We start from the raw sequence: 12,765 nt of genomic DNA, 5'->3' as shown, positions 1-12,765 counted from the left end.
CACGTAAGTGGGGTGGTCCTTGGTTCTGGGGCATCTCCCGTTCAGTCCATCGCTGGAGGCAGGCGCATCACGCCTCCCGCTCCCGGAAGCGCGGCGTACGGCTTCCGGCTTCCCATACGGCATCCTCTGCGAAACCCATTGCTGCTGCCCAGGCGACGAAGTCTCTTGTCGTCGCGGTGAGTTCGGGCGGTTCCGTGCGGTGGGTGCCTGGTGGGGACAGAGCCACCCGCGTCCCCGCGCCACGTCGGGTGCGGATCAGGGAGGCTGTCTCCAGCTCCCGGTACGCGCGGGCCACGGTGCCCGCTGCGAGGCCGAGGTCCGAGGCCAGTTGCCGCACCGTCGGCAGCCGTTCGCCTTCGGCCGGCCGACCGCTGCCGATCAGGTCGGCGAGCTGAGCGCGGATCTGCTCGTAGGGCGGGACCGGACTGGTCGTGTCGACCCGGACGGCGGCGCCGCTCACCGGCGCTCTCCTCGGGCTGCCCGGCCTCGCCACGTTGCTCGGGGCGAGCAGACGGGGAAGAGCATCCACGCCATGGTCACCAGGGAGACCAGCGCCAGCGGCAGCAGAACCGCGTTGGCCACGGTGCCGGCCGTGCCGTCGCACTTCATGCTTGACAGAGCGCCCGAAGCTGTCGAGGCCACACCCCACAGCGAGACGGAGACGACGAAGCCCCAGACGGCCACGACGGCCAGTCGGCTACTCATCCCCGAAGGTGGCTTGACCGTGTCCACCACTGACCTGTGTGGCTATCGCAAGCCAGCCTGTCCATTTACCGTGTCCGTGCTGTGATTCACCGAGGCAAGGAGACAGCACCGTGGTCGCGTCAGCGTTACGTCAGCAGTCCGAATCGACCCCGCGCGAGATCCGTCGCCCCCGGCGGATGGCGCGGCGTGCCGTTCTCGGAGGCTCTCTCACCGCCGTACTCACGGCGCTGATGCTCGCCGTCACCCAGTCCGCTGCCTACGCCGGCGGCCCCTACCGGTGGGCGCAATACAGCGACGTCGGTAAGCGCCTGACCGTGTGCGCTCAGACGCTCGATGTCCGCAGCTCCTACGGTGGTACGTCGTTCGCCCATCTCACCAGTGGACAGACGTTCACCGTGTACCAGAACTACGCGGAGTTCGGCAGCGAGTACGTGCGCGGCTTCGCCTGGGGCAACGTCAACGCGGAGGGGTACGTGCAGAACGGATGGTTCTGCTGGTGAACCCCTGCCAAACCGGGACCGGTAGCCAGGTCGACCGAGAACGAGATTACTGACCATCAGCGCCATATTGATCACACTGCGGAACTCGCCGGGGCGCTCCGGATGGCGCGGTCAACGCGCGGCGTTCGTCTCTCCCGTGCCACACCAGCCGCAGAGAATCCCGTTCGGGGAACGATCACCGCGACCGTTCCCCGAACGCTTGCGCAAAGTGCCCATTCCAGGCTGGAGGCCCTTGGCCTGACGACCCGGTGAAGACGTGCACGCCTCAGTGATCGAGCGCTTCAGTTGGCCGTCTGCGCCAAGTTGGCCACCACGTGATCGTTCTCAGGCTCGAATCCGGGTGGCCGTGGCCTGGCTCTGACCGGCTGCTCGTGGGTGCCGGCTCACGTGGGGCCATCAGCACAGTGCACTGGATGGTGCGGTGGGCTCACCGCCGGCCCGTCAGCCCGCCGCTTGCTGGAGGCCGTCGAGGATGAGGTCCAGTCCGTAGTCGAACTCGTCGCCGTAGGCATATCCGGGACGCATGACGTGAGCGGTCGCCATCTCGGTCAGGTACGGGTACTCGCCGTCGCCGAAACCGCTCATGATGGCCTCCGCCAGTTCGGCGATCTCCTGCGGGGTGCCGAGGGGCAAGGATTTTTCCTGCAGGGCGAACCCGTAGATGTAGCTGTCGAGAACCGAGATGGCATGGGCGGTCTGAGCGAGGGAGAACCCGCCCTGACGCAGGCATCCGAGAACGGCCTCGTGGTGACGCAGGGTGGCCGGGCCGGGAGTGGACCGCGACTCCATCAGCCCGATCGCCCAGCGGTGGCGAGACAGCGCGAGGCGCATGGAGATCGCCCGCTGCCGCATCGCCTGTCGCCAGCCGTCACCCGGCGCGGGCAACTCGACCTCGCCGAAGACCAGGTCGACCATGCCGTCGAGCAGGTCCTCCTTGTTGGCCACGTGGTTGTACAGGGACATTGCCTCGACTCCGACGGCCTCGCCGAGCTTTCGCATGCTGAGCGTCTCGAGGCCGCCCGTGTCGGCGAGTTCGACGGCGGCCCGCAGCACCCGCTGTCGGGTGAGCGTCTCGCGGGGCGGCTGCGGGGTGGGACGTCGGGTCACGTTGGACGGTCACTTCCTCTCGGGTCTCCCAGCATTGACGAGCTTACGCCGTAAGTGCTCTACTTACGGCGTAAGCCTGCACTTACGGCGTAAGTGAACGCGCAGGCGGAACGGGAGCAGTGATGATGCCGAACCTGAGCGAACCAGTCGCCCCCACCGGTGGGACGAAGACGATGGTGGCCGTCGTGCAGGAGCGCTACGGCGCCGACCCGGAAGCCGTGCTGGGCACCGAACGGCTCGCCCGCCCCAGCATCGGGCCGGGCGGGGTACTGGTCCGGGTGCGCGCCTCCAGCGTGGACCGGGGCACCTGGCACATGATGGCCGGTCTGCCGTACGCGGTCCGGCCCGTGAGCGGGCTGCGCAGGCCGAGGCTCCCCAACCCCGGCCGCAACATCGCCGGTGTCGTCGAGGCGGTCGGTTCTGAGGTGACCGGTTTCGCGCCCGGCGACGAGGTCTACGGCACGGCAGTCGCCGCGTTCGCCGAATACGCCGCCACCCGTCCCCACAGGATCGCCCCCAAACCGCAAGGACTCACCTTCGAGGAGGCAGCGACGGTTCCCGTGAGCGCGCTCACCGCGCTCCAGGCCGTCCGCGACAAGGGCAAGGTCCGGGAGGGCCAGCAGGTCCTGATCACGGGAGCCGCCGGTGGAGTGGGCACCTTCGCCGTCCAACTCGCCCGCGCCTTCGGTGCCCAGGTGACGGCCGTCGCGAGCACACCGAAGCTCGACGCGGTACGGGCGCTGGGCGCCGACCACGTGATCGACTACACCCGCGAGGACTTCCTCGCCGGCCGACAACGCTACGACACCATCATCGACATCGCCGGCAACCGCGGGCTGTGGGACCTGCGCCACGCTCTCACGCCCCGCGGCAGGCTGGTCATCACCGGCGGCGAGACGCAGGATCCCTGGCTCGGCGGCGCTGACCGGCAGCTCCGCGCCCAGATGCTGTCCCCGTTCACCGGCCGGCACCTGGGCACCTTCATCTGCTCCGAGCACGCCGACGGCCTGCGCGACCTGACCACTCTCATCGACGCGGGCACGCTCAGCCCCGTCGTGGACCGCGTCTACCCACTGGCCGAGACCGCCGCAGCCGTCAGACACCTTCTCGACGGCCGCGTCACGGGCAAGCTGGCGCTCGCCCTGCCCGCCGAATGACGCCGTAGGCCCGAGCCGACGTCACGCCATCCACCCGCGGCATCGGAACAACGCCACATCTGGTGACTGACTGCCCCGCTTGCCCGACAACGGCAAGGCGACCCCCCGGCACTGAGCACACAGCGGCCATCTGAAGCGCTCACTGGCAAACTGAGACAGTCAGTCACAGCCTCCCGGGCCGGGCGTCTCGATGCTCCGTATCGGCGGGCTGTGCTGGAGGCAGTGGTGGTGACCGGCCGATCAACCTCCGGTAAATCGCGGAGCGTTGGCCCAGGCGGAGCGTACGGTCCGGGCCGCTGCGGCGTAGTCGCCGGGCAGGTCCGTGAGCAGGGCGTCCCAACGACAGCGGTCCGGGCCCTTTTGCACCCGGTGTCGGGGCGCGACGGTACTTTGGAAGACGCCGGTGGCGATGGGTGAAGTACATCGTTGCGGGTCGAGCTCCTCTGTACGCTGCAGTCCGACACTGGATAGGGGGCAGATGAATGGTGGGCACGCCGAAAGCGACTGCGGTTCTCCTCTCGCTGGCGTTGGCAGCAAGCCTTGCCGCCTGTTCACCGGACAGCGATCGGCACGGGCCGGGAGCCGACAGCAGGGAGAGCTCACAGGGGTCCGACGTCAGTGACGGTTTCCCACAGCGGAACGTGATGGTCACGGCCGTGTGCTCGCCGGGGAACGGCAGTGGTGGAGTCGTCGACGTCGACGGCTGGAATCCGCAGAGCTGGAAGCACGTCGCGCACGTGGAGTTCCGCCTGCCGGACGCGGCGGTTGTCGAGTCCGACAAGGCCAGGCCCAATACCGCCGTGAGGGATCTGTGCGAGGCGGACAAGCAGCCCGCTGATGCCGGGGATGTGACGGCCATCAGGTCGCTCTTCGATCAGGAATTCACCAAGATGGCCGTGGTAACCGAGGACCCGCAGACGGAAGCGAGCCATGTCGGATACGTCGACCGTTCGGGTAGGTTCACCGACTTGACCGGCAACAAGGACTTCGGTGACACCCCGCACGAGGACAACGCGGCCTTCTCGCGGGACGGCAGTGAGGTCTGGTTCACCTACGACGCGGTCGGCCAGAACGGGAACTCAGCCACAGGACGCGTCGCGAGTCGAGCACTTGCCGGTGACCACAAGACGGCCGACCACCTACGCGTCGAGACTGTCGGCGAAAGGCACCTCGTCATGGTGGGGTCTCCGAGCAGGGCGGTGCTAGCCAGCGACGCTCACCTCTCGCCGGACGGAAAGCGGCTGCTGTCCGAGAGCCACGTCCTGGAACTCTCGGCAGATCGCCGGGCAGTGGGCCCGGATCTTGTGGAGAAGGGTCGCTTCGTCTCCTGTGACGGCGGGGGCCAGGTGGGCTGGCTCGGCAACGCCGCGGTGCTGTGCGACGCAGAGAACACCTACGAGGGCAGGTTCGCCAGGCTTGACATCTCCCCGGAGGCGAAACCCGGTGCGCCTATCGTTCCCAGCAACGATCATCACAACTACGGGATGGTGGTCTCCCCCGACGGGCGGAGGTTCGCGTTTCTCTCAGTGAACGGCACCGTGAGGGACTACTACCTCTGCGACACCACATCGGGCTCCACGCCCAAGAAGGTGCAACGGACCGGAGAGTTCTCCACGCTCGGTGACGCCGCCGTGTTCATCGACTGGCGCTGAGCGGGACCGGGGCGTCACCCAACGACAGACGACCCGCACACCGGTCGGTACTTCACGCCTCAGCACCGCGTGCGGACGGTAACCGCAACATCGGTGCAGCGGGTTGTTGAGCTGCACGGGGCACCCAGGGTGCCGGGCGGGGGCACCGGTGTCAGTGCAGAGTTCTCCACTTCACCCCACCGCGCCGCATAAGGGTGTCGGCGGCCTTCTCGTCCCGCAGGCGGAGAACCGTCGGCAGCAGGGTCGGCAGGTCGGCCGTGCTGCTCAGCCAGCCGCCGTCCGCCTCCACGCAGAGGTCGTCCGCCATGGGCCGCGCCGCCGCCGAGCGCACCTCCGCCTCGGTCACTTCCCCCGCTTCGAGCAACCGCCGCACCACACGCTCCGGTGGCGGGGCCAGGAACGCCGCGGCGACGTCGCTCCGGGACACCTTCGCGATGATCCGTCCGCCCTTGAGCCGGAACCGGACCAGGGTCGGCGTGATCAGGGGGAAGCCCGAGGCCTCGATCACGGCGGCGGCGGTGGCGGTACGGGGCACCGCGGGCCCGGGCGGTGCGGACGGTGCCGGAAGCGGCTCGGCAGCCTCCCTGATGCGGTTCACCAGCTTGGTGAGTACGCGGCTGGGGCACAGCTCACGAACTCGAAGTCGCCGTGTCCCATCAGGGTGCGCACCGTCGCGGCCCACCGGACCGGGGCCGCCAGGGTCTCGGCCGCCAAGAGGTTCTGGCGCACGAAGTTGTGCAGGGTGCCGGACGGGCCGAGGTCCAGGTAGAGGAACTCCCCCGCTCCCGCATAGCGATGGTGTCCGCGAATTCGATGGGCCGTCGGGCGACCTTCGTGAAGTGCTCCACGGTCGGCCGGTCCACCAGACCGCCGTCCACGCAGGACACCCACGGATGCGCGGCGGTGCGAAGTCCACTCCCTCGAAAGCCTTCTGACAGCCGTCGAGTACCGGGTCTATCAGGCGGGAGTGGTAACCGTACTGGACCGGCACGCGCTGGTGCACAACCTCGGCGGGCGCAGTGCGGACTCGGCGTGGACCAGGTCCTTTTCGGTACCCGCGACCACGAAGTGGTCCGGGTAATCGCGGGCCGCGATGTCACAGGCCCGCAGGGCGGGTATCCGGTCGATCACCTCCGGCCCCGCGAGCGCAGCGAGCATGCCGTCGCGGGGCCCCGCCCGCAGCGCGCCGGCCTGGCGGAGCAGCAGCCTCAGGCAGTGGGCCGGGGCAAGGCTGCCCGACACGGCGGCCGCGGTGTACTCGCCGAGGCTGGCGCCCAGCAGATAGTCCGGCTGGATCCCCGCGGCCTGCAGGGTCTTCGCCAGCGCCAGCTCGATCATGACGATCGCCGGGTGGGTGATCCCGGTCTCGGTGAACGGTTCATTCTTGCGTCGCACGGGGTCGAAAACACGTGCCAGCACCGACTCCCTGAGGTCCTCCACGACCGGGGCGTCATGGCGTCGCAGCGCGGCGCCGAACACCGGGTCGGTGTCGAAGAGTTCCTGGCCCATCCGGTAGTACTGGGAGCCCTGGCCGGGGAACATGCCCCGGGCCAGCGGGTTCGAAACGACGACCCCGAGGCCCTCGGCGAGCACCAGCCCCGCCGCCCGGCGGTCGAACACATGGAACTCGGCTCCGCGATTGAGCAGCCCGCGCCGCCCGAACACCTGGTGTGCACGATCGTCCGCCAGCAGGCTTACCCCCGCGACGACGGCCGCCTCGGTGTCCCCGGTACGCAGTGCCTGCACGGCCATGTCCATCGCCACGAGGGACGAGGAGCAGGCGGTGTCGATCACCACGCTGGGACCGCGCAGGTCGAAGAATTGCGAGACGTTCGCGGCCAGGTAGTTCTGGCCGGTGACGACCACCGGGTTCTTCGCCCGCTCCAGGCGGGCCGGATCCGGCGTGTGGGTGGCACGCCCTCCCGACATACACGCCGATGCGGCGGCCCTTGAGCTCGCCAGCTAGAGACCTTTGCCCCGGCCACCCGAGTAGGCAGGGGTGCGATGAGGCATAAGTAGATGGTCTTGACCCGAGGTCTGCGCAGGCTCTATGCGGCGAGATCGATCCAAAGGGGCCACCGTACAGTGCCGGCCGTGGTGTGGGGGTCATCCCCACACCCGCAGGGGCGGCCCCGCCATCATGTGGGCACGGCCTGAAGACCGGATCTCCTCCCCGCACCCGCAGGGAATGGCCCATCGTTCGCCGGCACCCTCCGCCCGCGTTCTCACGTGAACGCGGCGCCGTAGTCGCGGCACAGGCCAGCGCCGATTACCGATGAGGCCGCTGCCTTCGGCAAGATGAGCGCCATGACCGAGATCCGTACACCCCGCCTCCTCCTCCGTCGCTGGCATGACGACGACCTCGCGCCTATGGCGGACATCAACGCGGATCCGCGGGTCATGCGCTGGATCGACGATGGCTCGGTGTGCGGCCTGGACCATACGGTAGAGGCCATCGAGCGGTGGGAGGAGGAGTGGGACGAGGAAGGCTTTGGACTCTTCGCCGTCGAGCTGCTGGCTTCAGGTGAGCTGGCCGGCTTCACGGGTCTGTCCGTACCCGAGTTCCTGCCGGAGGTACTGCCCGCGGTCGCGATCAGCTGGCGGCTCGGCTCACAGTTCTGGGGCCAGGGTTACGCATCCGAAGCCGCCCATGCCACGCTGGAGTTTGCCGTCCAGGACCGCGGCATCGACCGCGTCATCAGCATCAGTCGGGTGGGTGACGACGCCTCCGAGAACGTCATCCGCAAGCTCGGCATGGTGCTGGAGCGAGAGACGGCGCACCCGGAGTACGGCTATCCACTGCGCGTTCACACCATCGACCTCACCGAGTTCCAGGCGTGAACCGGCCGAGCCGTCGGTCATCCAAAGAGGGCCGGCTACTGTCCATACGTCCCCGGCTTGGACCCAGACCGTGCCCGGCTCCCGGGTCCATGCTGCTGCCCGCCACGCGCTCTACTCGGGCCGCAGCCACGTCTCCGTGCGAGGCCCCGGGCGAAGGAGTCGGAGAGCGGCTGGACTGCGTCGGCAGGTGCAGGCGGGTGAGCCCGCCGGGAGCGGGGCACGCATCCCTCCGTGCCAGTGGATCCAGAGCGCGGGGCGTCCGCAGAGAGCCTCGTCACAGAGCTTGTCGATGGCGGTGCTGTCGTCTGCGCGGTCGATCTCCACGGCGATCGGAGGACCGTCCTTGCGGCTCAGACGAAGGTCCAGGTAGGCAGACCAAGAGGGCGACCAGCAGGAAACACATCCCCCCACTCATGAGGCGAGGCGGATGGATGTAGCGCATCGGCGCCTCAGATCTGACTCGCCAGCCTGACTCATAGGCCACTCAGCTACCGCGCGGGTGATGCGCCTGGGTTGCCTCCTTGCCGGTCAGGCCGGCGAAGAAGAGCGGGTCTCGGACAGGTACGGACGCAAGGCAACGGCGAGGCTCTCGGATTCGCCCGCCGACGTCGTTTCGAGGGCCATCAGCAGACTCTCTACCTGGGCACGGACAACGGCCTGGACTCGGCTGCCGACCAGATCGAACCTGCGCGACACCGACGTGGAAGGCATCACGGCATGACGTGGACCCTGCCCGAACGGACGCTGCCCGTGGCCGTGGACAGCCTCTTCTGCCCCAGCGTGGGCAGCGGAGCCGAAGTGGGATGGTTCTCCAGACGCTTCAAGGTGTCTCATCCGAGGGGACCTTGGAACCTTCCCGCCCCGCGGTCAGCTGTGATGAGCCGGTTGGTCGAACGAAAGGTTCTTCCAAACCCCGGTGGCAGTCCTCAGGAAGCCGGTGCAGACGTTCTTCACCGACCGGCGGAAGGCCTGGGCGGTCAGGCAGGTCGCCGGTCTGCGCTGCGGTGACCTGGCCGCTTTGTTCGAGCGGCGGCGCCTCCCCGCCGGCAACCCGGCCGTTTGCTTCACGTCGGCCAGCACGCGTGGGCCGACCGAGGGTGACGCCCGCCAGGACCAGAGCCAGTCCGCATAGTTGCTTAATTGTCAGTACTTCCCCGGCGAGCACTGTGCCGAACAGCACGCCCGTGACGGGGTTGAGGAATCCGATCAGTCCCACGGTGCCAGCGGGCAGGTGCCGCAGTCCGGTGAACCAGACCGTGAAGGCCAGTGCGGTGGCCACCAAGGCGACGTAGCAGAAGGCGAGGAGCGTAGGTGTGGAGAGCTCGGGCGGAGTGCCCTCTACCACTACGGCAACCGGCAGCAGGAACAGACCTCCGGCGGTGAGCTGCCAGGCGGTCGTGGCGATCGCGTCGGCGGCGCCGCTCCACCGCTTGGCCAGGATGTGGCCGAAGGACGACACGAGTACGGCCGCTGCGGAGGCGAGGATTCCCGGCACGCTTGTCGCGGCTACCCCCGCGAGCAGCATGAGAGATACGCCAGCAAGCCCGATCACGGCACCGGCCAGATGTGCCGTCCGGGGCGATTCTCCCACCAGAGGCCATGCCATGAACATCATCGTCAGCGGAGACACCGCCATGACAGTCGCGGCGACGCTCGTGGGCAGCAGCTGTGAGGAGGCGTAGACGAGGACGAAGAACGCGCTCACGTTGACGAGGCCCAGTACGGCGGAGCGCCACCACCACGCACCGCGGGGCCGTTGCCTGCGAAAGGCCAGCAGGGCGAGACCGGCGGGCAGTGCCCGCAGGGCAGCCCCGTACAACGGGCGATCCACCGGGAGGAACTCTCGGGTGACGAAGTAGTTGGCGCCCCAGGCCACCGGCGCGACTGCGGTCAGCGCCATCCAACGCGCATTAGCTTCCATGGAAGGTAAATATAGCTTCCTAGGAAGCTACTATGGGGTCATGACAGACCGGCAACCGGTGGACCGGGTGGCCCGAATCCAGGACGAGTGGCGCCGCGAACGACCCGAGGTCGACGTTTCGCCACAAGGGGTAATCGGACGACTACACCGCCTGGCAGACCGTCTCAGCGAGGAACTCCGCCTCGTCTACGGCCGCTACGGCCTGAGCGAAGGAGAATTCGACGTCCTGTGCGCCCTGAGACGCGCGGGCGAGCCGTATGAACGGGCACCCGGCGAACTCGCCGCGCACACCATGGTCACCACCGGCGCGATGACGAAGAGAATCGATCGCCTGGAGCAAGCCGGACTCGTCACCCGCCGACGATCCGACGACGACCAACGGGGCCGGATCGTCGCCCTCACCGGACCCGGACTGGAACTCATCGACCGAGCGTTCACCGACCACATGCACAACGAGCGGCGCCTGCTGGATCTCCTGACGCCAACCGAGGCTTCGGCACTCGAAACACTGCTGACGTCGTGGCTCTCCCACATGGAGTCTCCGCGCCCTGCTAGCGGCTACTGACCGACCGCCTCTGCCGACTGCGCCCAGCACTTCGAAGCGTCATCAAGCGCTTAGAACGGCCGCTTCGGGCGGACCAGTCGGCCGACGGCGACCGACGAAGGGTCATACCGAGATGACAGATCACCTGCCTTCCGCTTCACCGACCGTAGAGCGACTCACGCACTACACGGTGGCCGAACAGATCGAAATCCTCGGCGACAGCCCGACCCGTTCGGGGTAGCGGACACCGGCTTGGTCTGACTGCCCAAGGAAGACCACTTCGGCGTCAGAATGGGCGACCGACTTGTGGCACATGCCGGCCTACTGCGACTGCCCATGGCCATCGGCCATGGGCACACGGAGGTCGTGGGTGTCGGCGGAGTAGCCGTTGCCCCGGATGTACGGGGGAACGGGCTCGCGCGGCTGGTCATGACGGCAGCACTACAGCATGCCCGAGCGATGGGGCCACGGCACGGACTTCTCTTCTGTCTGCCTCCCCTGGTGCCTCTCTACCAGCGACTCGGCTGGCGCGTGCTGAACCACGAGGTCCAGGTTCAGCAGCATGAAGGACCCGTGACCATGCCGCTGCGGACCATGTGGACGCCCTTGCACCAAGGTGTGCAGTGGCCGGCCGGCACAGTGCGTCTACTCTCACTTCCCATGTGACGGACGCCCACCGCGGGCGCCGATCGCATGCCACTCCCGCCCGACACGGACGCAAGGCGTTCGCAGGTCGGCATCGCGATCCCGTTGTGAGGGGCCTCCTCGCCGACGAGTCCGCTCAACGGCACCCGAAGAGCGCTGGCGGACACGTTGCCGGCCAGGGCCTGCCCGTCCGTGCCGCACGCAACACCGCAATGATGGAAGCGGTCATCACCTGCCACCCATCGTGGTCGCTGACCTCGTCGGCATCGAGCCCCGCACGGCAGCGCGCCGGGCCGCTCTTGCCGGCGGCGGACGCTGGATCGACTTCATGGCCTCCGGTCAGTCCTGGACCACTGGGCGAGCAGGTCCAGCGGGTGCTGGGGCGGTGCTCCGTGATCCAGCGGGGGGCAAGAAGTCCCGAAGCGGCGGTGAGGACGGCCGCGGCGCGGCGGAGGCCAGGATCGTGGCGCCGGTGTCGTGGCCGAGCTGGAGGCGCCGGAGAGGAAGTCGGCGTGCAGATGCGTGTCCGCGGCGAACGCGATGCGCAGCCCGCGCCGCCCGGCTGCCACGCGCAGGGCGCGCAGGTCGCGGCTGGCGTCCATGACCAGGGCGCGGCAGTCGCCGAGGTCGAGCAGGCAGGTGCTGTTGCCCAGCCCTTCGTCGACCAACGGTATGAGGTGATCGTCCGCGAAGCCCACGGCGTCCTCCAAGATCCCGGGAACGGGGGCGTGTGGTCACCCACCGGACTCAACTACAATAATCCATGGAATTCTGGAGGATGCTTTGTCAGGAAGCACGAAGAGCGCGACGAAGGCCCGGCTGTATGACGCGTTCGCGGCCAGCGGCAAGGCGCTGGCCAGCGGAAAGCGCTTGGAGCTGCTGGATCTGCTGGCCCAGGGCGAGCGCACCGTCGACGCGCTCGCGAAGGCGGCGGGTCTCAACCTGACCACCGCGTCCGCGCATCTGCAGACGCTCAAGCAGGCCGGGTTCGTCGCCACCCGCCGCGAAGGCGTGCGCATCCACTACCGGCTCGCCGGTGACGACGTGGCCCAGCTGTTCGCGCTGTTGCGCAAGGTCGCCGAAGCCCACCAGGCCGCCGTGCCCGCCGCCCGCGACGCCTACCTCGGCGAGGACACCGCCGCCGAGCTCAGCCGTGAGGAACTGCGAATCCGCGTCGCCTCCGGGGACGTCGTCGTGCTCGACGTGCGCCCCGTGGAGGAGTACCGGGCCGGACACATCCCCGGCGCGATCTCGATCCCGGCCGACGAGCTCGCCGACCGGATCAACGAACTGCCCAAGGACCTGGACATCGTCGTCTACTGCCGCGGCGAGTACTGCGTCCTGGCCTACGACGCCGTACGGCTGCTGACCGACCGCGGCCGCCGCGCGATCCGCCTCAACGACGGCATGCTGGAGTGGCGCCTGTCGGAGCTGCCCGTCGACGCCTCGGACGTGACGTGATGGGCCCGGGCGGCGGCCTCCCGCCGTATCCGGGACTGACCGGCGGGCCGGTCTACCTGGACTACAACGCCACCACTCCCGTGACGGGGTACGACTGGAGCCGGTCGTCTACGGCGGCGGGCAGGAGCGCGGCTTGCGCGCTGGCACGGCAGGCTGCCGCAAGAGCGGCCCGCTCGACGAGCCCGTCACCGTCGACCGGCAGCACGGTCACCCGGGCGCCGTGCAGCCGCTC

Annotated in this window: 13 protein-coding genes and 1 pseudogene; 7 read left to right on the top strand and 7 right to left on the bottom strand. The window is 68.6% G+C overall.

What is annotated here, in order from left to right:
- Positions 1-67 precede the first annotated feature (67 nt).
- Together ABZ079_RS28100 and ABZ079_RS28095 are read right to left on the bottom strand one after the other, a co-directional pair.
- The gene (locus ABZ079_RS28100; RefSeq protein WP_356942224.1) at positions 68-460 is read right to left on the bottom strand and encodes a GntR family transcriptional regulator; all 393 of its coding nucleotides are present in this window, start codon (positions 458-460) and stop codon (positions 68-70) included.
- On the bottom strand, positions 457-705 hold the full coding sequence (locus ABZ079_RS28095) for a hypothetical protein (protein ID WP_356942223.1): 249 nt from the start codon (positions 703-705) through the stop codon (positions 457-459). The genes ABZ079_RS28100 and ABZ079_RS28095 overlap by 4 nt, the downstream gene beginning before the upstream one ends.
- A 110-nt stretch (positions 706-815) precedes the next feature.
- On the opposite strand from ABZ079_RS28095, the gene ABZ079_RS28090 reads away from it, so the two are divergent.
- Positions 816-1,205, top strand: a complete 390-nt coding sequence (locus tag ABZ079_RS28090; protein ID WP_356942222.1) for a hypothetical protein — start codon at positions 816-818, stop codon at positions 1,203-1,205.
- A 441-nt stretch (positions 1,206-1,646) separates the two neighbouring features.
- Here ABZ079_RS28090 and ABZ079_RS28085 read toward each other — a convergent pair whose 3' ends face one another.
- On the bottom strand, positions 1,647-2,312 hold the full coding sequence (locus ABZ079_RS28085; RefSeq protein WP_356942221.1) for a TetR/AcrR family transcriptional regulator: 666 nt from the start codon (positions 2,310-2,312) through the stop codon (positions 1,647-1,649).
- A gap of 122 nt (positions 2,313-2,434) precedes the next feature.
- Here ABZ079_RS28085 and ABZ079_RS28080 point away from each other — a divergent pair, with 122 nt between their 5' ends.
- Positions 2,435-3,469: an NAD(P)-dependent alcohol dehydrogenase gene (locus ABZ079_RS28080; RefSeq protein WP_356942220.1), complete on the top strand. Its 1,035-nt coding sequence runs from the start codon at positions 2,435-2,437 to the stop codon at positions 3,467-3,469.
- Positions 3,470-3,951: 482 nt separating this feature from the next.
- Positions 3,952-5,121, top strand: coding sequence for a hypothetical protein (locus tag ABZ079_RS28075; protein ID WP_356942219.1), 1,170 nt, complete (start codon positions 3,952-3,954; stop codon positions 5,119-5,121).
- A 151-nt stretch (positions 5,122-5,272) separates the two neighbouring features.
- On the opposite strand, the gene ABZ079_RS28070 is transcribed toward ABZ079_RS28075, so the two are convergent.
- Together ABZ079_RS28070 and ABZ079_RS28065 are read right to left on the bottom strand one after the other, a co-directional pair.
- Positions 5,273-5,719 carry a hypothetical protein gene (locus ABZ079_RS28070; protein WP_356942218.1) on the bottom strand — a complete coding sequence of 149 codons (447 nt, stop codon included), beginning with the start codon at positions 5,717-5,719 and terminating at the stop codon, positions 5,273-5,275.
- 359 nt (positions 5,720-6,078) lie between these two features.
- Entirely contained in the window at positions 6,079-7,050 is a 972-nt protein-coding gene (locus tag ABZ079_RS28065) for a beta-ketoacyl synthase N-terminal-like domain-containing protein (RefSeq protein WP_356942217.1), read from the bottom strand.
- A 378-nt stretch (positions 7,051-7,428) separates the two neighbouring features.
- On the opposite strand from ABZ079_RS28065, the gene ABZ079_RS28060 reads away from it, so the two are divergent.
- Positions 7,429-7,962 (top strand): GNAT family N-acetyltransferase, encoded by a 534-nt coding sequence (locus ABZ079_RS28060; RefSeq protein ID WP_356942216.1) that lies wholly within the window; start codon positions 7,429-7,431, stop codon positions 7,960-7,962.
- An 820-nt stretch (positions 7,963-8,782) separates the two neighbouring features.
- Here ABZ079_RS28060 and ABZ079_RS28055 read toward each other — a convergent pair.
- Positions 8,783-9,862 carry an EamA family transporter gene (locus ABZ079_RS28055; RefSeq protein WP_356942215.1) on the bottom strand — a complete coding sequence of 360 codons (1,080 nt, stop codon included), beginning with the start codon at positions 9,860-9,862 and terminating at the stop codon, positions 8,783-8,785.
- A 61-nt stretch (positions 9,863-9,923) separates the two neighbouring features.
- Here ABZ079_RS28055 and ABZ079_RS28050 point away from each other — a divergent pair, with 61 nt between their 5' ends.
- Together ABZ079_RS28050 and ABZ079_RS28045 are read left to right on the top strand one after the other, a co-directional pair.
- The gene (locus ABZ079_RS28050) at positions 9,924-10,448 is read left to right on the top strand and encodes a MarR family transcriptional regulator (RefSeq protein ID WP_356942214.1); all 525 of its coding nucleotides are present in this window, start codon (positions 9,924-9,926) and stop codon (positions 10,446-10,448) included.
- A 112-nt stretch (positions 10,449-10,560) separates the two neighbouring features.
- A pseudogene (locus tag ABZ079_RS28045) lies at positions 10,561-11,093 on the top strand (GNAT family N-acetyltransferase).
- A 305-nt stretch (positions 11,094-11,398) separates the two neighbouring features.
- On the opposite strand, the gene ABZ079_RS28040 reads toward ABZ079_RS28045, so the two are convergent.
- Positions 11,399-11,770: a hypothetical protein gene (locus ABZ079_RS28040; RefSeq protein ID WP_356942213.1), complete on the bottom strand. Its 372-nt coding sequence runs from the start codon at positions 11,768-11,770 to the stop codon at positions 11,399-11,401.
- An 85-nt stretch (positions 11,771-11,855) separates the two neighbouring features.
- Here ABZ079_RS28040 and ABZ079_RS28035 point away from each other — a divergent pair, with 85 nt between their 5' ends.
- The gene (locus ABZ079_RS28035) at positions 11,856-12,533 is read left to right on the top strand and encodes a metalloregulator ArsR/SmtB family transcription factor (protein WP_356942212.1); all 678 of its coding nucleotides are present in this window, start codon (positions 11,856-11,858) and stop codon (positions 12,531-12,533) included.
- Positions 12,534-12,765: the final 232 nt, after the last annotated feature.

This window comes from Streptomyces sp. NPDC006314 (genome assembly GCF_040613075.1).
In the GTDB taxonomy this organism is placed as follows: domain Bacteria; phylum Actinomycetota; class Actinomycetes; order Streptomycetales; family Streptomycetaceae; genus Streptomyces.
The sequence above is the reverse complement of the archived record's forward strand: the minus strand, read 5'-3'. Positions and strand labels throughout refer to the sequence as shown.